Genomic DNA, 19,882 nt, shown 5'->3' with positions numbered 1-19,882 from the left:
TTCCCGCGAACGCGGGCTCCGCTGTACTTCGGCGAAGCCGAACATCCAAGGCTTCACCGAGGCATGGCTCTGAAGTCTCTGGATCCCCGCCTTCGCGGGGATGACGATCTGGGAGAGTCGCAGCGAAACCGACTTCGAAAACGCTACGGTGAGGCTCAGCGCTGCAAACGCCACACCGCCAGACCGTCGCTACCGCTGCTATCGCCGCTACCGCCGCGCCGGTACGAACTTCACATCCGACGGCGACACCATCGGCAAGGTCTGCACCGTTTCGCCGAGCTCGCCGCTGGCCGGGTCGCGCGCGATCACCACCAGGTTTCCGCTGTGCTGATTGGCCACCACTACGAAACGTCCGTCCGGCGCCAGCGCGAACTCGCGCGGGCCGCGGCCTTCGCTGGCGCGGCGTTGCAGCGGGCGCAGGCGACCGTCGCCGGGGTCGACCGCGAATGCGGCGATATGGTTGTCTTCGCCGCGATTGCTGACGTACAGAAAACGTCCGTCGGCGGAAAGGTGCAGCGCGGCAGCGGCGTTGCCGTCGCGGCGGCCCGGATCCAGCGCCAAGGTCTGCGTCGCGGTCAGCCGGCCCTCGTCGTGATCGAGCACGACGATCTCGCCGCTCATCTCCAAGGTCAGATACGCGTGGCGCCCGTCGGCGGCGAACAGCAGATGGCGCGGCCCGCTGCCGGCCGGCAGTTCCAACCACGGCGTCGCTGCGGCCTGCAACGGCCGCTCGGCGCTGCGCGCGGGATCGTAGCGATAGGCATAGACCTTGTCGGCGCCCAGGTCGGCGGCGAACACGTAGCGGCCGTCGGGCGATTGCGCCGCGGCATGCACGTGCGGGCCGAGCTGGCGTTCGCGGTCGGCCTGGCTGGCGCGATGGCCGAGTACCTGCACCGTCGCGCCGAGGCGGCCGTCGGCGCCGACCGGCAACACCGACAGGCTGCCGCCGGGGCTTTGCGCGCCGGAATAGTTCGACACGAACAGATAGCGCCCGTCCAGGCTCGCCAAGGCATGGGCGGGATCGTCGCCGAGCGTGTTGGCCTGCGACAACTGCCGGCTGTGCTTCGCGCCGCGGCCGAGCGCGAAGCTGCTGGCGCGGCCGACCGGATCGGGCGAGGCCGGGCCGTTCTCGTTGACCGCGAACAGGTGCGCGCCGTCGGCCGAGAAGGTCAGCCACGACGGGTTGTCGGTGGTGATGGTTTCCAACGCGTGCGGATCGATCCGGCCGGCGGCCGGGTCGAAACGGTAGCGGCCGATGCCTTTGCACTGCGCGCCGGTGTAGCAGCCCACCAGCAGTTCGGTCGGTTCGGCGGCGTGCGCGGCGGCGGCGCTCATGATCAGGCTCCAGGCAAGCAGGGCGGAACGCAGGGACATCGACGGCTCCGGTAGGCGCGAAGGACCGATGCTGCCTCAATCGCGGCGATCGACCAAGCACCGGGTTTGGCGTTCCGTGCGCCGATGCCGCAATCGCGCGCAGCCACCGCGCGCTGCGTCGCGTTTACGGCGAGTACTCGAACTCGACCTCCGCCTGCGCGGTGACCTCGCCGCTTTGCGCCGGCGCCTCGGCCGCGTAGTCGTAGGCGCGCGCGCCGTACTGGCGCGCGGTCGGCGCCTGCGGCAGCCACCACGGGCGTTCGTCGAGGAACTTCACCGCGCGCGCGCCGCGCAGGCGCCAGCCCAGTTCCTGCGCGGTCGCGCGGGCGCGGCGTTGCGCGTCCTGCAGCGCCAGCCGTTGCGCCTGTTCGGTGTACTCGGGCAGGCGTTGCGACAACGGCCGCAGCTCGAATTCGGCGACGCCGGCCTCGGCCAGTTCCTGTTGCATCCGCGCCAGTTCGGCGTCGCCGCGCACGCGCACGACGAAGCGGCTGGAATAGCGCCACGCCGGCGCCTGCTCGCTGCCGCGCGAATGCAGGCGCGGCGCGTCCTGCGAGCGCTCGCTGAGCGCGCCGGCATGCGCGTCGACGACGCGCTGCACCGCCGCCAGCGCCGGTTCGAAACGCTCGCGCGCGATCTTGGCGTCGGCGCCGTCGCCGACCGCGGCGAAGGCCAGTTCGTACAAGTCCGGCTGCCAGGCCACACGGCCGAAACCGGCGACACGGAAGCGTCCGCCGCTGTCCGCGCTCTGCGCCGCCGCGGCCGGCAGCGCCAGCCCCAACGCCAGAATCCAGGCCGCCGCCGTGTTCATGGGCCCTGCCCTCATGGACGAGGCGCCCATTCTAGGCCGCCCGGCCCGCGCCGCCGAAGCCGCCGCCGCGGCGCGGGCTGGGCCGTGCCGGCGCGCGCGCGTATCCTAGGCGCCGCGCCGGCCGCGTCCGCGCCGGCGCGCAATCCTCACCGCACGAGCGCCACCATGACCGATACCCCGCCCGACCGCCTCTCCAACGATCCGCGCAGCCCGTTCTACGCCCCGTCCGTGCTCGAACGCGGCATCGGCATCCGCTTCAACGGCGTGGAGCGCAGCAACGTCGAGGAATACTGCATCAGCGAGGGCTGGGTGCGTCTGCCGGTAGGCAAGGCGCTCGACCGCCGCGGCAATCCGATGACGATGAAGCACAAGGGCACGGTCGAGGCCTATTACCTGACCGCGGCGCCCGAAGCCGAGTAAGCCCTTGCGGCGAGCGTAATCCCGCGGGAGGGGCCCGGGCCCCGGCGTTTCAGTTGCGGCCGCGATGGCCGGCAGCGCGAGCGTCGGGGCCCGGGCCTCTCCCGCTGCGTTTGCGGCCTGCGGACGGCCGCGCCAAGGTTTCGCCGCGCGATGTCCAAAACCGCGCGCCTGGATCGTCGAACCCAAGACACACGCCCGCACCGTCGCGGGACGTTCGATCTCCAGGAGCCCGCCATGTCCCTCGCCCTCAGCCTCGCCGTGTTCAAGATCGTCCTGCTCGCCGGCCTGGCCGGCTGGCTCAGCCTGGTCGCGCTCAACAACCTGATCGCGTTCGGCAACGGCGCGTTCGCGCTCGGCCAGATCATGCGCATGGCGCCGCTGCAGCAGGCGCCGACGATCCAGACGCCGCTGCTGGCGCGCAAGGTCGAATCCGCGTTCTGGCACCGCGCGGTGCTGGCCGTAGTGCTCGCCGCCGAAATCGTCAGCGCCTTGCTGCTGTGGGCCGCCGCGGCCGGCTTCGCCGGGCTGGCGACCGAGCCGGCGGCGTGGGCGAACCTGGCCCTGGCCGCGTTCATGGCCACCTGTTTCCTGATGCTGATCGGCGGCAGCTGGTTCGCTTACTACATCCGCCAGGACAACGTGCAGCTGCTGCACTTCGTCCTGATCGGCGTGGCCGCGGCGGCGATGCTGGTGGTGAACCTGCGCGGCTGACGCGGCTCAGGCCGCGGCGTCGGCGCGCCAGCGGCCGAGCAGGCGGCGCATGTCGGCGGCCAGCTCCGGCACTGGCTGCGGCAGGCGCTGGGCCGATTCGATCAGCGCGCACGCGCCCGCGGTGTCGCCGCCGGCGGCCGCGTGCAAGGCGCGGGCGTAATCGCCCAGTGGCGCCGGCGCGTCCAGCACCGGCTGCAGCCACTCGCGCGCGTCGCCGGCGGTTTCGCGCATCAGCAGCAACTGGGCCAACTGGAACCGCGCCACCACGAACTGCGGCACCCGTGCCAGCACCGCGCGCAGGCGCTCTTCGGCGCGCTCGTACAGCCCGAGCTGGGCGTGCTGGATCGCCAGCAGATACTGCGCGTGCAGGTTGCCCGGATCGCATTCGAGCACCTGCTGCAGCAGGCGCACGGCTTCGACATCGCGCGCATCGGCGATGGCGGCGTGGGCGCGCTTGAGCAGCGCGGGCAGGTCGGGACTGGGTTCGGACATACGACGGGAAAGGCGGCGGGAGTGCATCGGGGATCCGACCGCGCGCTCCCCTGCGCGCGGTTGCGGATTCGGGGCGGTCATTGTGCCGTGGCGGCGGGTGGGGAAAAACGACTTGCGTCATAACGAGGCGAAGGCCGGCCCTGGCGATGCCGTTCCGACTCCGCATGGCTCCGCCCCAAGCGGCGAGAAGGCCGCGCTTACCGTTGCTGTTGCCGTTGCCTTAGCTCCCCCCGCCGCCCCGAACTCGCCACAGGCAATCAGAGACCCGAAGGGCGGCGCGCAGGACGCGCGCCGTGCGCCACCCAGGCCATGGATGGCCTGGGTGGCGCATCCCTGCGCAAGCTCCGAACGATAGTGGCTCTTGATTCGAAACAGGAAAAAGCACTTTCTTTGGTTACTTTCTTTGTTGCTTTGGACAAAGAAAGTGACCCGGCCGCTTGCGGACGGAAGCTGTTGATCTTGCGCTTGTCGTCAGGCGCAACCAACGAACTTAGGCGAAGTTTGTCGTAGGTGGGTTGGCGCGGTCGCGACTTGCGTCGCTCCTACAGCGAGCGTTCCGCGGGGGCTTTCGTCGTGACTCGGATGACGAGTGAGGACAAGCGGCAATCCAAAGCTTCCGTCCGCAAGCGGCCGGGTCACTTTCTTTGTCTTGCCAAAGAAAGTAACCAAAGAAAGGCGCTTTCCTTGTTTTCGGATCAAGAGCCACTAGGGTTCGGTGCTTTCGCGGGGATGCGCCACACAGGCCATCCATGGCCTGGGTGGCGCACGGCGCGCGTCCTGCGCGCCGCCCTTCGGGTCTCTGATTGCCTGTGGCGAGTTCGGGGAGGCGGGGGGAGCGAAAAGCAAGGGCAACGGCAAAAGCGTTTGTGCAAACCAGCCGTGCAACGAAAAACGGCGCGGACCTTGGTCCGCGCCGTTTGCGTCTTGCCTTGTCGCTGAGCCGCGCTCAAGCCGTCGCTTCGCGCCGCTGGAACCCCAGCGCATAGAACAGCACCGTCAGCAGGACCAGGAACGCCGGGCCGACGATCAAGGCCATGCGAGTGTCGGGGAAGTAGGCCATCAACCCGATCACCAACACCAGGAACGCCAGCGCGATCCACGAACCCACCGGATACATCGGCGCCTTGAACGCCAGCGCATCGCGCTCGGCCGCGCTCAGGCGCGCGCGGAACTTCATGTGCGCCACCAGGATCACGCCCCAGGTCCAGATCGCGCCGAAGGTGGCGATCGAGGTCACCCACACGAACACCTTGGCCGGGGCCAGGTAGTTCAGCGCCACGCCGATCAGCAGCGCCGCCACCGACACCAGGATCGCCGCGCGCGGCACGCCGCCGGGCGAGGTGTGGGCGAACAGCGCCGGCGCCTGCTTCTGCTGGGCCAGGTTGTAGAGCATGCGCCCGGTGCTGAAGATGCCGCCGTTGCACGAGGACAGCGCCGCAGTCAGGACCACGAAGTTGATGATGCCGGCGGCCTCGCGGATGCCCAGGCGCTCGAAGGTCTGCACGAACGGGCTGCCGGTGGTGCCCAGCTCGTTCCACGGGTACAGCGACAGGATCACGAACAGCGCGCCGACGTAGAAGATCACGATGCGCCAGAACACCGAGTTGATCGCGTCGGGAATCGACTTGGCCGGATTGGTCGCCTCGCCCGCGGTCAGGCCGATCATCTCCACGCCCAGGTAGGCGAACATCACCATCTGCAGCGACATCAGCACGCCCTGCGCGCCGTTGGGGAAGAAGCCGCCGTGCGCCCACAGGTTGGAGATGCCGATGGCCACGCCGCCGTTGCCCAGGCCGAACACGATCATCGCCAGGCCGCCGAGGATCATCGCGACGATGGTCACCACCTTGATCATCGCGAACCAGAATTCGAACTCGCCGTAGGCCTTGACCGTGATCAGGTTGACCGAGCCCATCGCCACCAGCGCCGCCAGCGCCCACGCCCATTGCGGCGAGCCGGGGAACCAGACCTGCATGTACACGCCGACCGCGGTGATCTCGGCCACGCAGGTCACCAGCCACAGGAACCAGTAGTTCCAGCCGGTGAGGTAGCCCGACAGCGGGCCCAGATAATCGCGTGCGTAGCGGCTGAAGGAACCGGCGACCGGGTTGTGCACCGCCATCTCGCCGAGCGCGCGCATGATGATGAAGATCGCGCCGCCGCCGAGCAGGTAGGCCAGCAGGATGCCCGGACCGGCGAGCTTGATCGCGTTGGCCGAGCCGAGGAACAGGCCGACGCCGATCGCGGCGCCCAGCGCCATCAAGCGGATGTGGCGCTCGCTGAGGCCGCGGTGGAGTTGCTGGTGGTCGTTGGGCATCCGCGGGAACTCCGGCTGCGGTCCGGCGCGACGACCGCACTGCGCTCAGCGCGGCCGGGCCGGGACCGGCGCAGCATACTCCGGGGGCTCGGTATACGGCAGGGTTTGCAGGTATCGAACACTAGGCTTTGAAGCCCCTCTCCCGCTTGTGGGGTGAGGGGCTGCGCTTGCGAGCCATCGGCTCGCGCAGCGCCGAACGCCCGAACGCTCTGCGTTCGGGCCGAGGTGCGGGTTGGGGTGAGGGCGCGCGGTATCCGTCAACAGCGAAATTCGCGCCTGCGGCGCTCATCCCCTCACCCTAGCCCTCTCCCGCCAGCGGGAGAGGGAACAGTTCCTCGGCGCCTCAGCTCTTGAGCTTGTACCCGGTCCGGAAGATCCACCACACCACCACCAGGCACAGCACCATGAACCCCGCCGTCATCCCCACACTCAGCCCGATGTCCACATCCGACTTGCCGTAGAAGCTCCAGCGAAAGCCGTTGACCAGGTACACCACCGGGTTGAACAGCGACACCGAGCGCCAGAACGGCGGCAGCATGTCGATGGAGTAGAAGCTGCCGCCGAGGAAGGTCAGCGGCATCACGATCATCATCGGAATCATCTGCAGCTTCTCGAACCCGTCCGCCCACACCCCGATGATGAAGCCGAACAGGCTGAAGGTGACCGCGGTCAGGACCAGGAACACGACCATCCACACCGGATGCACGATCTCGAAATCGACGAAGCAGCGCGCGGTGATGAGCATCAGCGTGCCCAGGATCACCGACTTGGTCGCCGCCGCGCCGACGTAGCCGCAGATCGCCTCGATGAACGACACCGGCGCCGACAGCAGTTCGTAGATCGTGCCCGACCATTTGGGCAGGTAGATGCCGAAGGAGGCGTTGGAGATGCTCTCGGTCAGCAGCGACATCATGATCAGGCCCGGCACGATGAAGGCCGCGTAGCTGATCCCGCCGATCTCGACCATGCGCGAACCGATCGCCGAGCCGAACACGATGAAGTACAACGAGGTCGACAGCACCGGCGTGGCGATGGACTGCATCAGGGTGCGGAAGGTGCGGTGCATCTCGAAGAAATAGATCGCCTTGATCGCATGCACGTTCATGCCCGCGCCTCCTGCGCCGCGCGCGGCTGCTTGACCAGTTCGACGAAGATCTCTTCCAGCGAGCTCTGCGCGGTGCGCAGGTCCTTGAACTCGATCCCGTGCTCGGCCAGCCGCTTGAGCAAGGCGGCGATGCCGGTGTCCTCGGCTTGCGCGTCGAAGGTGTAGACCAGTTCGTTGCCGTCGGCCGACAGGGTCAGCGCGTCGCCGGCCAGCCCGGGCGGCAGCGCGGCCAGCGGCGCCTGCAGTTGCAAGGTCAGCTGTTTCTTGCCGAGCTTGCGCATCAGCGCGCGGGTCTCCTCGACCAGCACGATCTCGCCCTTGCTGATCACCCCGACCCGGTCGGCCATTTCCTCGGCTTCCTCGATGTAGTGCGTGGTCAGGATGATGGTCGTGCCGTTCTCGCGCAGGCGCGACACCATCGCCCACATCTCGCGGCGCAGTTCCACGTCGACGCCGGCGGTGGGCTCGTCGAGGAACAGGATGCGCGGCTCGTGCGACAGCGCCTTGGCGATCAGCACGCGCCGCTTCATGCCGCCTGACAGGGCCATGATCTTCTCGCCGCGCTTGTCCCACAGCGCCAGCTCGCGCAACAGCGTTTCCAGGTAAGCGGGGTTGGGCGGCTTGCCGAACAGGCCGCGGCTGAAGCGCACCGTGTCCCACACGGTTTCGAACGCGTCGGTGTGCAGCTCCTGCGGCACCAGCCCGATCGCCGCGCGCGCGGCGCGGTAGTCGCGCACGATGTCGTGGCCGTCGGCCAGCACCCGGCCTTCGCCGGGATTGACGATGCCGCAGACGATGCTGATCAGGGTGGTCTTGCCCGCGCCGTTGGGCCCGAGCAGGGCGAAGATTTCGCCGCGGCGGATGTCCAGGTCGATGCGCTTGAGCGCCTGGAAACCGCCGGCGTAGGTCTTGGTGAGGCCCTGGATGGAAACGATGGCGTCGCCGGCGCGGACGGCCGGCGCGGGGGTTGCGGACGATTGTGGCGGCATGGCGGCTCCGCGAAGGCCGCGCGCGGCGCGCGCGGCGGTGGCTGTGGCGAAACGCCGGAACGGCGGGTCGCTGCGATGGTAACGGCGGCAGCGCGCGAATGCCGCCGGCGCGCGCAACCCCGCGCAAAACAGACCGTGCGCGCACATGCAACGCCGCCGCCCACACCCAGGCGCGGGCGGCGCGCGCCTCAGCGCTCGGCCAGGTACGCGTCCACGCGTTCGAACGAATCGCTCCAGCCCGGCACCAGGCCCTGCGCCTGCGCGTGTTCGCGCTCGCCGCGGCCGGGGAACACGATCGCTACGGTCAGCAACGTTTCTTCCGGGCCCACGTCGGCGAAGTCGACGGTCACTTCCGAGGGTTGCGGCGCGCGCTCGTCGTCCCAGTCGTCGGTGTAGACCAGCCGCTGCGGTTCCACGATCTGCCGGTACAGCCCCTTGATCGGATACTCGGCACCGTCGGGGCCGACCATGCAGATGCGGAACTGTCCGCCCACGCGCACGTCCATCTGCCGCACCACGCTGCGGAAACCGTGCGGGCCCCACCAGCGGGCGATGTGCACCGGGTCGGTCCAGGCCAGGAACACCAGGTCGCGCGGGGCGTGGATGATGCGTTGCAGAACGATGCTGCGCTCTTCGATACGGTGGGTCGTGCGCGCGGGCGCCACCGCGAGCGTGCTGGAACCGTCGGACGTCATGTCGGAACTCCTGAGCGAGGAAACGCCGCGCCGCGGCCTCCCGCGCTTGCTGGAAGCCGGGAAGGAACCGAAGCCGGGCGGCACGGACCGAAAGAGTTGGATCGATCTTATGTGGAGCTGTGGTAGTTAACCGGTTGGGAAACTAGCGCCGGGGCCACGCCCCGTCAAGGCAGCGCCGGACAGCATGCCGATCCGCGTCCCACGGGCTGAGACGCGCCCGCGGCAGCCGCGCCAAGCGCCCTCAACCCGGCCCCGGCGGCCGCCGCGGCCGCTTCGGGCCGGGCGCGGAATGGCGGCCCTGGGCGGCGTCGATCTGATCGATCCAACCGGCGCGCGCGCCGACGAAGGCGTCGGCATAGGGCACGTACGGCTTGATGTCGAGCACCGGCGTGCCGTCGAGCAGGTCGACCCCGCGCAGCACCAGCGCGCCGTCCTCCACCGCCACCAGTTCCACCGCCGACAGCCCCAGCGGATTGGGCCGGTGCGGCGAGCGCGTGGCCAGCACCCCGCGCTTGGGCCCGCCGCGCGGCGGTTTCACCTGCGCGTTCCAGCCCTGGCTGCGATGAAAAGCGAAGATCAGCCAGATCCGCTCGAACCCGGCCAGGTCGGCGTAGGCCTGCGGCGGCAGCTCGGCGACGAACTCCAGCCGAGCGTCCACCACCGCGCCGCTTTCGGTCCCCGCCACCACCGTCGACTGGTGCGGCGCGTCGATGCGCTGGGCGTAGGGCGAGCGCAGGTAGGCGATGGGGCGGCAGACGAACTCGGGATGCATGCGGATGGGCGACGGGGCCGGGTAACGGACGGGTTATGGTCCCACGCGGCCCGGCGCTGGGGGAAACTGCGCCGCGAAGCCTGAACCCGCATGCGTTTTGTCACTGCATCGGCCTGCACCGATGGCGCTATCCTGCGGCGCATGCATCGGCGACCTCGCGGTCGCGCCCCGCCACGCCACCGAGGTCGCGAATGAAGTTTCTGGTGATGATCTACAACGACGACGCGCTGATCGAAGCCCTGCCCGACGGCGAGTACGCGACCATGATGCGCGGCTGCCTGCAGCACGCCGACCAGATGCGCGCCGACGGCAAGCTGATGGATTCGCAGATGCTGGCGCCGCCGGCGCAGTCGGTGTCGCTGCGCACGCGCAGCGGCCGCACCACCTTCCTCGACGGCCCCTTCGCCGAGGCCAAGGAGTACCTGGGCGGCTTCAACCTGATCGAGGCGGCCGACATGGACGAGGCGCTGCGCATCGCCCAGGAGTTTCCGTGGAGCCGCACCGGCCGGATCGAGGTGCGCCCGGTGCTGGATTTCGAAGCGGTGCGCAAGCACTTCGACGCCTGAACGCGGCGCGCGCAGGCCGCGCGCGACCCCGCCGGGACCACATGGACGTTGATGGCGGTACACCGCCTCAAGGACGACTCGCATGCCTTCGCTCCCGCTGTCCCCACGCCTGTCCTGGCCGCTGGCCGCCGCGCTGCTGCTGAGCGCCTGCCAGCCCGCCCCTGCGCCGCCGCCGGCCGCCGCCGCGCCCCAGGCCCTGCCCGCGTTCGCCGACGACAAGGCGCTGAGCGCGGCCTTCGCGCATCTGCGCCGCGAACCCGAGCCGCAGACGCTGGCGCTGCCCGACGCGCCGATGGCGATGGCGCCCGCGCCGATGGCCGCGGCCGACGCCGCGTCCACCGCCAGCGATGCGATCACCAACGTCCAGACCGCCGGCGTCGACGAAGGCGACATCGTCAAGAAACAGGGCGACCACCTGATCGTGCTGCGCCGCGGCCGCTTGTTCAGCCTCGACATCGGCGGCGGCGGGCTGCGCGCGCGTTCCTCGGTCGACGCGTTCGCGCCGGGCACCGACCCCAGCGGCACCTGGTACGACGAGATGCTGGTCGCCGACGGCCAGGTGGTGGTGATCGGCTACAGCTACGAGCGCGGCGGCACCGAGATCGGCCTGTTCGACCTCAGCGCCGACGGCGGCCTGAGCTACCGCGCCACCTATCACCTGCGCAGCAGCGACTATTACTCGGCCAGCAACTACGCCAGCCGGCTGATCGGCAAGCAGCTGATCTTCTATGCGCCGATGAGCGTCTACGGCTACGACGAGCAGCACCCGGAAGCCTCGCTGCCAGCGCTGCGCCGCTGGCGCACCGGCGCGCTGCCGAGCGAGTTCGAACGCCTGTTGCCGGCGCAACGCATCTATTACGGGCCCGACTCGCTCGACGCCGAGCAGCCGACCCTGCACACGGTGACGGTATGCGACCTGGGCGGCGCGCCGATGCGTTGCCGCTCCAGCGCCGCGCTCGGCGAACCCGGCCGCAGCTTCTATGTCGCCAGCGACGCGGTCTACGTGTGGACCCAGAACCCGAGCGGGCCGGCGCCCGCCGCGGCGAAGACGAAGACGGCCGCGACCGCCGCCAAGCGTCCCGACGCCACCGTCTACCGGCTGCCGCTGGACGGCGCCGCACCCAGCGCCCTGCGCGCCGACGGCGCGCCGATCGACCAGATGAGCTTTCTCGAGCGCGACGGCTGGCTCAACGTGCTGGTCGCCAGCGAAGGCCGCGGCGAAGGCATGTGGGCCGCGCAGGTCGAGGCCGGCGACCTGGCCTTGCTGCGCGTGCGCCTGAGCGAGTTCGGCGACGGCCGCGGCATCGCCTCGGCTTCCGCCTATCGCCCGCTGCCCGAAGCCGGCGGCCAGCCCGGCTCGCTGCACGCGCGCTATATCGGCGACTGGCTGGTGTTCGGTTTCGGCGGCCATTGGGGCGACGAGGCGCGCCGGCCGCAGGGCCTGTACGCGCTGCGTTACGCCCGGCGCGAGCCGACCACGGTGCTGCCGCTGCCGCATTGGGTCGAGCGCGTGGACGCGCTGGGCGAGAACGCCATCGCGATCGGCCAGGCGTATGCGCCGCTGCCGCCGGCGTCGAAGTCCGCGTCGAAACCGCTAGCCGAAACCGCACCGCAAACGGTGCCGCAATCCCTGCCGGTATCGTTGCTGCAATCCACCGCCGACGCCGCACGGGTCGAGGAAGAAGTGGTCGAGATTCCGCCGGCCCCGATGCCGCCGGTGCCGCTGCCGCCGCTACCGCCCATGCCGCCGATTGCCAACGAACCGGTCGATACCGACCTGCACTTCACCAGCGTGCGCCTGGACGCCGGCGCGCGCATCGCCGGCGATTACGTGCAATCGCGCGCGGCCCAGGCCGACCAGCGCAGCCACGGCTTCTTCTACCGCGCCGACAGCGCCGGACGCGGCGTGCTCGGCCTGCCCACGCTCGGCGCCGACGCGCAGGGCCGCTTCAACGCGCGCGTGCTGTATCTGCGCAACCAGGAGCTGGCGCTGAGCCCGCTCGGCGAACTGGCCTCGCGCCGCCCCGCCGGCACCGACAGCGACGACGGCTGCCTGGCCAGCTGCGTGGATTGGTACGGCAACGCCCGCCCGATCTTCGTCGGCCCGCGGGTGTTCGCCCTGCTCGGCTACGAGCTGGTCGAAGGCCGCGAGCAGAGCGGCCGCATCGTCGAGCAGCAGCGGGTGGACTTCACCCCGCGCGCAGCGGTCGCGCGCTGAGAGCCGGCGCCTTGTCCGCTTCCCGTCCCGCGCCGCGTTGGCGCGGGGACGGGGGAAGGCAATGCATCGAACCGAACCTTGGCGCGTACGCGCCGGATTGAGCGCGGCGCTGGCGGCGCTGCTGGTCGTCGCGCCGCCGCCCGCGCCGGCGCACGGCGGCGGCCTGGACAAGCACGGCTGCCATCACGACCGCAAACGCGGCGGTTACCACTGCCACCGCGCCTCCATCCCGGCCGCCGGCCTGGGCTGGGCGCCGCCGTCGCGCCCGGCCGCGCCGACGCGGCGCGAGCCCCGCCCGGTGTCGCCCGCCGCGGCATGGCGCGATACCGCCGCCGAGACCTATTACCCCAATTGCAGCGCCGCCCGCGCCGCCGGCGTCGCGCCGCTGATGCGCGGCGATCCGGGCTATTCGCGCCGCCTGGACCGCGACGGCGACGGCCGCGCCTGCGAATAGCGCGGCTGCGAACGAACGGTCGTCGCGCCGCCGCAATCATCGTGAACTGCCGCCAACGCAGGCCCGGCCGCACTGGCCCGCGGCCCGGCGCAGGCGGAGAATCGGTGCCATCCCCACCTGCGGAGAACGCCATGAAACTGCGCACCGCATTGCTGGCCCTGGCCACCGCCGCCGTCCTGGCGAGCGGCGCCGCCGGCGCCAAGTCCCGCACCGTCACCGACCCCGAAGCGCCGCGCGCGCTGCCCGCCCAGGGCGCGGTCGACGTGCGCTGGGACAATCCCGAGCAATTCACCGAAATCCGCCAGAGCCGCAACCGCTTCGAAGCGCGCCGCGGCAACTGGGTCGAACAGCTCGCCCAGTACGTGCGCAAGCGCACCGAGCGCGAACTGACGCCCGGCCAGCGCCTGAGCGTGGACATCACCGACGTCAAGCGCGCCGGCGACTACGAGCCCTGGCACGGCCCGCAGTTCGACGACACCCGCTTCATCCGCGACATCTACCCGCCGCGCATCGACCTGAAGTTCACCCTCAGCGACGCCAACGGCCAGGTGATCGAACAAGGCCAGCGCACCCTGCGCGACATGAGTTTCCTGATGGGCCCGCGCGCCGCCGGACAGACCGACCCGCTGCGCTACGAGAAGCGGCTGATCGACAGCTGGGCGTTCCGCGAGTTCAAGGCCGACGCGCGCAGCGCAGCGCGCTGATCCGCCGGCCGGGCCCGACCCCGGATTGGCTCCTGCGAAAAGGCCCCGCGATGCGGGGCCTTTTCGTTTCGCCGCTGCGGGCGCGGCAGCGCGCCCGCGCGCTCAGGCCTGCGCGTCGCCCGGCATCGCGTTGGGATCCATGTGGAAGATTTCCCAGGTGTTGCCGTCCAGATCGTCGTAAGCGCGCTGGTACATGAAGCCGTAGTCCTTCGGCTCGTGCGCCTTGGCGCCGGCGGCGACGGCCTTGTCGGCCAGCGCATCGACCTCGGCGCGGCTGCCCAGCGGCAGCGCCACCAGGGTCTGCACCTGGCGCTGCGGATCGATCAGCTCCTTCTGGGTGAAGGTCTGGAAGAACGGCCGCACCAGCAGCATCGCGAACAGATTCTCGCCGAGCAGCATGCAGGTGGCGTTCTCGTCGGTGAACTGCGGGTTGAAGCTGTAGCCGAGCGCGGTGAAGAAAGCGACCGAACGGTCGAGATTCTGCACCGGCAGGTTGACGAACATTTGGGCGTGGGTGGTCATGGCGTAAGTCCTGGCTGCGAGGGTAAGGGGACGGCGGGCGCCGGAACCGACCTGGTGAGGCCGCATTCCCGCCTGCTCATGACTGCGACGAGCCAGGATCGCAGGAATCGACAGCCCCGCGAAAAAAATTTCCGCCGGCTTCGCGCTCCGGCCCGGACCGCGCTGCGAACGCCCGGTCAGGCGCCGGCCAGCGCCCGCGTAGCCATCAGCTGCGCCCAGCGCGCCAGCAGCAGATCGGTGTACGGCACGGCGTCGACGGCGTAGGCGCCCAGCGCGTAGCCGTCGTTGGCTTCGATCAATGCGGTGCGGCCGTCGTCGAGGACGCCGAAGTCGATGCCATAACCCGCCGGCGCCGCACCGCTGGCGTGGTAGGCCCGCACGGCCTCGGCGATCTCGCGCTCGCACGGGCGCAGCGCCGGATCGCCGTGGTAATGATCCAGCGCGACCACCTGCGCGCCGATCACATAGGCGCGGAATTCCGAGCGCCAGCGCACTGGCTGCGAGCACCATACCGTCTGCCGGCGCGACGCGCCGCCGAGAAAGTACAGATCGCCCGGATGGTCGAACACCCGCCCGGTGAAGGTCTTCAGCCGTTCGGCCGGCTTGACGAACACGCCGCCTTGGGCGCCTTCGCTCACCCGGTTCGCGACTGCGTCCAAGCGCTCGCGCCATACGCGCCGCCGCAGCCAAGGCTGCAACGACTCGGGGTAATCGTCGGGCGTCGGCACCGCGATGCCCAACTGTTTCATCGCTCCGCGCACGCATGGCTCGGTGCCCATCACGAAACAGGTCTCGTCCAGCGGCAGCACGCGCCGCTCGATCTGCTTGCGCCGGTACAGGCGGACTTCGATCCCGCGTTCGGCCAGGACGCCGGCGGCCAGGCGCTCCTCGTGACCGAGTCGGTCCCCGCGTTGTTCGAGATAAGCGATGCGGAACATGCGGCTGGGCCAGCGATAAAGCGATACCGGCAGTGTAGCCAGTGCGCCGGCGGTTGCGTCCGGCCCGGCGGCCGGCTTCGCCCAGGACTGGCCGCTAACCCGCACCCTCGCCGATAATCGCGCCGTCCCGTTCCGCCGCCGCTGCGGCGGCCCCGCGCCAGGAGGCCGGTCCTTGTCGATCCAGTGCCGCAGTTGCCACCGGCCCATCCGCTCCGGCGATTGGCGCTGCCCGCATTGCGGCATTCCGCTGCCGGCCGGCGGCAAGGCCTCGACCTGGGGTTGGTGGCTGGCCAATCCGATGTACCGGCGCATGGTCCCGATCCTCGCCGCGGTCGTGCTGACGCTGCTGGTGGCGTCGACGATCCGCGACGACGTCGTCGAGTTCATCGACACGCGCAACAAGGCCCGCAACGACGCCGCCGACAGCCGCGAGCTGCTGCTGCGCGAACAGCAGCGCCTCAACCGGCCCGACGGCCGCGAAAACCTCGCCGGGCCGATGCCCTCGGCCGCGACCGCGCTGCCGCTGGCGCGCACGCCCGAGGCGGTGCGGGCGGGCATCGGCACGATCATGCGCGAGGTCGGCGACCGCAGCCGCTATCGCCAGGCCCAGGTCGAGGCGCGCATCGCCGCGCTGCGCCTGGACAACCAGCTGATGCCGGAAACCCTGCTCGGCGCCCAGGGCACCGCGGCCGCGCGCCGCGCCAACCAGCAGTACGCGCAGTTGCTCAACTACTCGCTGTCGATCAAGCGCGCCAGCCAGCTCGACGCGTCGCGGCGCCTGCAGGCGCTGGTCGGCGAAGGGCCCGACGCGCGCGCGCTGATGAGCGAGTTCGCGCGCAACCTCGCGCGCGAGAGCGAGGAAGACGCGGCGCTGATGAGCAACCGCCGCGCCACGATCGAGAAGACCCAGCGCGTCTACGACCTGGTCGACGCGCAACGCCAGCACATCGATCTCAACGACGACGGCAACCTGGTGTTCGCCGATGCGCAGGCCGGCGAGCAGTACAACCGAATGATCGCAGACATCGCCCAGTTGATCCTGCAGCGCCAGCAGATCGAGATCCAGCGCCAGGCGCGCACCCAGGCGGCGCTGGACGAAATCGGCAAGATCCGTCGCTGAAGGATCGTGCGCGGCGGCAGCGGCGCGCGGTATCCCTGGTTGCAGGCAGCGCATCGGCCGGCGATGCGGCCGCGTCGCGGCTCGCGCCGCTCCTACAGCGGCTGCGGAAGGTTGCGATCTACCTGTAGGAGCGGCGCGAGCCGCGACCGCGGGGTAACAGGTCGCAGCGAAAACACCCGCGTGACGGCATCGGTTCGCTGAAAAAGCCGCCGCTGCGTGCTCACCGATAGCTATTGGCCCGCCGCCATCTCGATCAGCTTGGCCACGGTGTTGAGATTGCGCGCCGTGCCGGCCTTCGCCGCCGGGACGACCAGCCTGGAATCGGCCATGCCCTCGCCGTAATGCACGTAGATCTCGCGCGCGCCGAGCGCGATCTGCTCGTCCTTGCGATGCTTGACCGCGTCCAGCGCATCGGCCGGCGGCGGCGCGTCGAGGAAGATCAGCACCGCGCGGTTCGGCGCGGCGTCGGCGAAGGGATTGGCCGCCAAGGCCGCAGCCATGTCCTGCGCCGTGCGCAGCACCGCGCCGACCGGCTTGCCGGCGTAATCGCGCAACGCGTCCTCCAGCGCCGCCTTGGCCTTGGCCTCGCTCAAACCCGTGCGGAACACCACGTTGCCGCTGGCGATGTAGGTGCGCACGTCCTGGAAGCCGAGCGCTTCGCACATCGCGCGCAGATCGGCCATCGGCAGCTTGCCGGTGCCGCCGACGTTCACGGCGCGCAGCAGGGCGATGTAGGTGCGCAAGACGGGCATGGATGCGGCTCCGGGACGGGATCGCCATTTCAGGCCAGCGCGCGCCGTCGCGCAAGCGCCGTCGGGGCCGCGTGCGGCGGCGCCGGTTTCGCGTTCGTCGGCAAAGGGATGACGCCGCCCGCGCGCGCCGGGCACACTGCCCGCGCACGCTCACGGACGAACAGGAGAACACGGCCATGCGCATCGTCATGATCGCGACGCTCGCCCTGCTGATGCTGGCCCCGGCCGGCGCGCGGGCCTGCCTCAACGAAATGGCCACCGACCGCGCCGGGCGGCCGTACTCGTCCGACGGCCTGGTCGGCGCGAGCCTGGTGTATTCGCTGACCCATCCCTCTCGCGACCCGGAGATGGACCGTTTCCTGATCCAGGAAACGCGCAAGGAGCCCAGCTTCCGCAACCTCAACAACATCGGCGTGCTGCTGGTCCGCCAAGGCAAGCTCGACGCCGCCCTGCGCCATTTCCGCACCGTCGAACGGCTGTTCCCGGGGCGGCCGCAGACCGCGGCCAACCTCGGCACCGCGCTGGAGCTGGCCGGGCAGGACAAGGAAGCGCTGCACTGGATCCGCACCGGCCTGCAACGCAACCCGCGCGAGCATTACGGCTCCGAGTGGCTGCACGTGCGCATCCTGGAAGCCAAGCTCGCCGCCGCCGGGAACCCCGCCTATTTTCGCCGCCATTCCATCGCCGGCCTCGCCTTCGGCCCCGGCCTGGTGCCGCCGTTTCCGCGCAAGCTGCCCAACGGCAACGACGGCAAACCGCTGCTGCCTTCGTGGCTGGATTCGTCCCTGGACTACCAACTGCACGAACGCATCGGCCTGGTCAAAGCGCCCGACCCGGTCGTCGCCAACCTGCTGAGCGACTGGGCCACGCTGCACCTGTCCGGCGGCTCGCTGGAAACCGCGAAAGCGCTGTACGAGTTGGCGGCGACCTACGGCGCTCCGCGCGACGCGCTGATGCAGCGGCGCATCGCGCATATCGACCAAGTGGTGGCCAGGGCGGAGAAGCGGCCGACGCCGGGCAAGCCCGATTGCCGGCTGTGCGGGTGGGATTGAGACAGTGAGGCGCAGCGCCACGCTGGAATCGAAAATACCGGGACAAGGAACGATGAGACTATTAAGGACGATCGCCGCACTGGCCCTGCTGTCGCTCGCACCCGCGGCGCCGGCTTGCATCAACACCATCGGCACCGACCACAGCGGACATAGATTCTTCCCGAACTGGTATGCCGGCGACGACCTGACCGCGCTGATGAAGCCGCATCCGCCGCGTCGGGATTGGGTGGAGTTCGCGATCGAACGGGTCCGCAAAGATCCGGACTTCGGCAATCTCGTCAACATCGGCGTGGTCCTCATTCGCCAGGGCCAGCACGTCCGCGCCGTCGAGCACTTCCTCACCGTCGAGCGCCTGTTCCCCGGGCATTCGGAAACTGCGGCCAATCTCGGCACCGCGTTGGAACTCAGCGGCCACGACCGCGTCGCTCTGCGCTGGATCCGCATCGGCATGCGGCGCGATCCCGACGAGCACCATCGCACCGAGTGGCTGCACGCACGCATTCTCGAAGCCAAGATCGCGATGGCGTCCGATCCCGGCTACCTGCAAGGCCGATCCATCGCCGGCGTCAGTTTCGCAGCTGACTTGGTGCCGCCGCTGCCGGCCCAACTGCCGCCGGGGAACGACGGCCGCCCGGTCGCGGCGTGGGAATTGAACAAGGCCTTGAGCTACCAGTTGTTCGAGCGCACCGCATTCGTTGCGCCGCCCGATCCGGTGGTAGCGAACCTGCTCATGGACTGGGCGACCTTGAATCTGGCCGGTGGTCCGATCGAAAGCGCCGCCGCGCTCTATCCCATGGCGGTGCGTTACGGCGCCCGCCGCGATGCGCTGATGGAGCGGCGCCTGGCCCACATCCGCCGCGTGTTGGCCAAGGCAGGGAATCGGCGCCCGGCAGGAGACTACGCTTGCGCAATCTGCGACCCGCCGCCACCGCCGTTGCCTCCGCCGCCCCCACCGCCGCGGAAGCAAAACGGCTGACAAACGTGCGGAACGTCGGCAAAGGTACTGACGCTTTCAGCGTCGTTCCGGCGAAAGCCGGAACCCATTTTGACTGTGCTCCGGTCAGCCAGAGCCGACGCGACTTCGCCAGCGACGCTCAGTCCGACTGCAAGAAGTCACACCACTGCAAGTTCCCGCGTGTGGAGTTTCAGGCCCGACGCTCTCGCCCCGTTCGCCGCGCAGCCTTACCAGACCAAATCGTCCGGCACCTTGAACTGCGCGTAATACGCCTCGTCCTCGCTCAACTCCTGCGCGGCCGCGGCGGGCTTGGCGCCGTGATCGAGCACGACCATCGCCGCGTCGCGCTCGCGCACCTTCTCCGCCGCTGCGCGCGGGATCAGCGCGTAGTCGTCGCCGTGGCGCACGATCGCCAGCGCGCCGCTGGCCAGTTGCGTGCGCAGCGCGGTATCGACGTAGAGCGTCCTGATCGCTTCGCCGTCGGTGAAGCGATAGGCGATCTCGCCCTGCCGCTTGACCTTGTTCTGCTCGACGATCTGATGGATCTGCGCGCGCAGCTCGTGCGCGTGCGCCTGGGCCTTGCGCTGCGCTTCCAGCGCGCGGTCGCGCTCGACCTTTTCGGCGCGGGCGCGTTCGGCCTCGCTGGGTTCGGCGGCGGGCGCCTGCGGCTGCTTGGACTGGCGCTGTTTGTTCTGCTCGCGCACGGCCTGGGTGGCCTGCGACTTTTTCGCCAGGCCGGCCTTGAGCAGCTGTTCTTGTAGGGGATTTCGCATAGGCCGCAGTCTAGTACGCCGGCCCGGCGCGCCGGAAGCGGGTGGCGGCGCGCGCCCCGGCCCCCACCCGCCGCGCAACACCGCCCGCGCGGCTCTGGCTAAAATCGGGCGGCACCGCCGGCGCCGGTCGCGCGCCGGACGC

The 19,882-nt window shown here is 70.1% G+C and carries 21 protein-coding genes; 9 read left to right on the top strand and 12 right to left on the bottom strand.

The window, feature by feature from the left end:
• Nucleotides 1–207: 207 nt before the first annotated feature.
• Together BLU84_RS00330 and BLU84_RS00325 are read right to left on the bottom strand one after the other, a co-directional pair.
• Nucleotides 208–1,374 carry a lactonase family protein gene (locus BLU84_RS00330; protein ID WP_074861615.1) on the bottom strand — a complete coding sequence of 389 codons (1,167 nt, stop codon included), beginning with the start codon at nucleotides 1,372–1,374 and terminating at the stop codon, nucleotides 208–210.
• 124 nt (nucleotides 1,375–1,498) lie between these two features.
• Nucleotides 1,499–2,185, bottom strand: coding sequence for an SIMPL domain-containing protein (locus BLU84_RS00325; protein WP_074861614.1), 687 nt, complete (start codon nucleotides 2,183–2,185; stop codon nucleotides 1,499–1,501).
• A 165-nt stretch (nucleotides 2,186–2,350) separates the two neighbouring features.
• On the opposite strand from BLU84_RS00325, the gene BLU84_RS00320 reads away from it, so the two are divergent.
• Together BLU84_RS00320 and BLU84_RS00315 are read left to right on the top strand one after the other, a co-directional pair.
• Nucleotides 2,351–2,605 (top strand): DUF3297 family protein, encoded by a 255-nt coding sequence (locus tag BLU84_RS00320; RefSeq protein WP_074861613.1) that lies wholly within the window; start codon nucleotides 2,351–2,353, stop codon nucleotides 2,603–2,605.
• Between the two features lie 234 nt (nucleotides 2,606–2,839).
• A complete protein-coding gene (locus tag BLU84_RS00315; RefSeq protein WP_074861612.1) occupies nucleotides 2,840–3,316 on the top strand; it encodes a DUF2165 family protein in 477 nt (158 codons plus the stop codon).
• A 6-nt stretch (nucleotides 3,317–3,322) separates the two neighbouring features.
• Here BLU84_RS00315 and BLU84_RS00310 read toward each other — a convergent pair whose 3' ends face one another.
• The 6 genes from BLU84_RS00310 to tsaA all read right to left on the bottom strand — a co-directional run bounded on the left by BLU84_RS00310 (nucleotide 3,323) and on the right by tsaA (nucleotide 9,686).
• Complete coding sequence (locus BLU84_RS00310; RefSeq protein WP_074861611.1) at nucleotides 3,323–3,808, bottom strand: tetratricopeptide repeat protein; 486 nt, start codon at nucleotides 3,806–3,808, stop codon at nucleotides 3,323–3,325.
• Between the two features lie 946 nt (nucleotides 3,809–4,754).
• A complete protein-coding gene (locus tag BLU84_RS00305; RefSeq protein ID WP_074861610.1) occupies nucleotides 4,755–6,125 on the bottom strand; it encodes an amino acid permease in 1,371 nt (456 codons plus the stop codon).
• A 343-nt stretch (nucleotides 6,126–6,468) separates the two neighbouring features.
• Nucleotides 6,469–7,230 carry an ABC transporter permease gene (locus BLU84_RS00300; protein ID WP_074861609.1) on the bottom strand — a complete coding sequence of 254 codons (762 nt, stop codon included), beginning with the start codon at nucleotides 7,228–7,230 and terminating at the stop codon, nucleotides 6,469–6,471.
• Complete coding sequence (locus BLU84_RS00295) at nucleotides 7,227–8,219, bottom strand: ABC transporter ATP-binding protein (RefSeq protein WP_074863188.1); 993 nt, start codon at nucleotides 8,217–8,219, stop codon at nucleotides 7,227–7,229. Before BLU84_RS00295 ends, BLU84_RS00300 begins: the two co-directional genes overlap by 4 nt.
• Nucleotides 8,220–8,407: 188 nt before the next feature.
• Nucleotides 8,408–8,914 carry an SRPBCC domain-containing protein gene (locus BLU84_RS00290; protein WP_083382205.1) on the bottom strand — a complete coding sequence of 169 codons (507 nt, stop codon included), beginning with the start codon at nucleotides 8,912–8,914 and terminating at the stop codon, nucleotides 8,408–8,410.
• A gap of 241 nt (nucleotides 8,915–9,155) precedes the next feature.
• Nucleotides 9,156–9,686 carry a tRNA (N6-threonylcarbamoyladenosine(37)-N6)-methyltransferase TrmO gene (tsaA, locus tag BLU84_RS00285; protein ID WP_074861608.1) on the bottom strand — a complete coding sequence of 177 codons (531 nt, stop codon included), beginning with the start codon at nucleotides 9,684–9,686 and terminating at the stop codon, nucleotides 9,156–9,158.
• 191 nt (nucleotides 9,687–9,877) lie between these two features.
• On the opposite strand from tsaA, the gene BLU84_RS00280 reads away from it, so the two are divergent.
• The 4 genes from BLU84_RS00280 to BLU84_RS00265 all read left to right on the top strand — a co-directional run bounded on the left by BLU84_RS00280 (nucleotide 9,878) and on the right by BLU84_RS00265 (nucleotide 13,628).
• The gene (locus tag BLU84_RS00280) at nucleotides 9,878–10,252 is read left to right on the top strand and encodes a YciI family protein (protein WP_074861607.1); all 375 of its coding nucleotides are present in this window, start codon (nucleotides 9,878–9,880) and stop codon (nucleotides 10,250–10,252) included.
• 82 nt (nucleotides 10,253–10,334) lie between these two features.
• Nucleotides 10,335–12,470, top strand: a complete 2,136-nt coding sequence (locus tag BLU84_RS00275) for a beta-propeller domain-containing protein (RefSeq protein ID WP_074861606.1) — start codon at nucleotides 10,335–10,337, stop codon at nucleotides 12,468–12,470.
• A 61-nt stretch (nucleotides 12,471–12,531) separates the two neighbouring features.
• Nucleotides 12,532–12,924 (top strand): excalibur calcium-binding domain-containing protein, encoded by a 393-nt coding sequence (locus BLU84_RS00270; RefSeq protein WP_083382204.1) that lies wholly within the window; start codon nucleotides 12,532–12,534, stop codon nucleotides 12,922–12,924.
• 131 nt (nucleotides 12,925–13,055) lie between these two features.
• Nucleotides 13,056–13,628, top strand: a complete 573-nt coding sequence (locus BLU84_RS00265) for a DUF3016 domain-containing protein (RefSeq protein WP_074861605.1) — start codon at nucleotides 13,056–13,058, stop codon at nucleotides 13,626–13,628.
• 102 nt (nucleotides 13,629–13,730) lie between these two features.
• On the opposite strand, the gene BLU84_RS00260 is transcribed toward BLU84_RS00265, so the two are convergent.
• On the bottom strand, nucleotides 13,731–14,132 hold the full coding sequence (locus tag BLU84_RS00260; RefSeq protein ID WP_211664502.1) for a VOC family protein: 402 nt from the start codon (nucleotides 14,130–14,132) through the stop codon (nucleotides 13,731–13,733).
• 194 nt (nucleotides 14,133–14,326) lie between these two features.
• Nucleotides 14,327–15,088: an ATP-grasp domain-containing protein gene (locus BLU84_RS26990; protein ID WP_074861603.1), complete on the bottom strand. Its 762-nt coding sequence runs from the start codon at nucleotides 15,086–15,088 to the stop codon at nucleotides 14,327–14,329.
• 172 nt (nucleotides 15,089–15,260) lie between these two features.
• Between BLU84_RS26990 and BLU84_RS26985 the strand changes: the two genes are divergently transcribed.
• Nucleotides 15,261–16,208 (top strand): hypothetical protein, encoded by a 948-nt coding sequence (locus tag BLU84_RS26985; protein ID WP_074861602.1) that lies wholly within the window; start codon nucleotides 15,261–15,263, stop codon nucleotides 16,206–16,208.
• A gap of 230 nt (nucleotides 16,209–16,438) precedes the next feature.
• Here the strand turns inward: BLU84_RS26985 and BLU84_RS00245 are convergent, their stop codons facing one another.
• Complete coding sequence (locus BLU84_RS00245; protein WP_074863182.1) at nucleotides 16,439–16,951, bottom strand: DUF1697 domain-containing protein; 513 nt, start codon at nucleotides 16,949–16,951, stop codon at nucleotides 16,439–16,441.
• 185 nt (nucleotides 16,952–17,136) lie between these two features.
• Between BLU84_RS00245 and BLU84_RS00240 the strand changes: the two genes are divergently transcribed.
• Nucleotides 17,137–18,012 (top strand): tetratricopeptide repeat protein, encoded by an 876-nt coding sequence (locus BLU84_RS00240; RefSeq protein WP_139174493.1) that lies wholly within the window; start codon nucleotides 17,137–17,139, stop codon nucleotides 18,010–18,012.
• Nucleotides 18,013–18,016: 4 nt separating this feature from the next.
• Complete coding sequence (locus BLU84_RS00235; protein ID WP_139174491.1) at nucleotides 18,017–18,988, top strand: tetratricopeptide repeat protein; 972 nt, start codon at nucleotides 18,017–18,019, stop codon at nucleotides 18,986–18,988.
• Nucleotides 18,989–19,194: 206 nt separating this feature from the next.
• Here the strand turns inward: BLU84_RS00235 and BLU84_RS00230 are convergent, their stop codons facing one another.
• On the bottom strand, nucleotides 19,195–19,740 hold the full coding sequence (locus BLU84_RS00230) for a DUF2058 domain-containing protein (protein ID WP_074861599.1): 546 nt from the start codon (nucleotides 19,738–19,740) through the stop codon (nucleotides 19,195–19,197).
• Nucleotides 19,741–19,882: the final 142 nt, after the last annotated feature.

This window comes from Lysobacter enzymogenes, from assembly GCF_900106525.1.
GTDB classification, from domain to species: Bacteria; Pseudomonadota; Gammaproteobacteria; order Xanthomonadales; family Xanthomonadaceae; genus Lysobacter; species Lysobacter enzymogenes.
The sequence above is the reverse complement of the archived record's forward strand: the minus strand, read 5'-3'. Positions and strand labels throughout refer to the sequence as shown.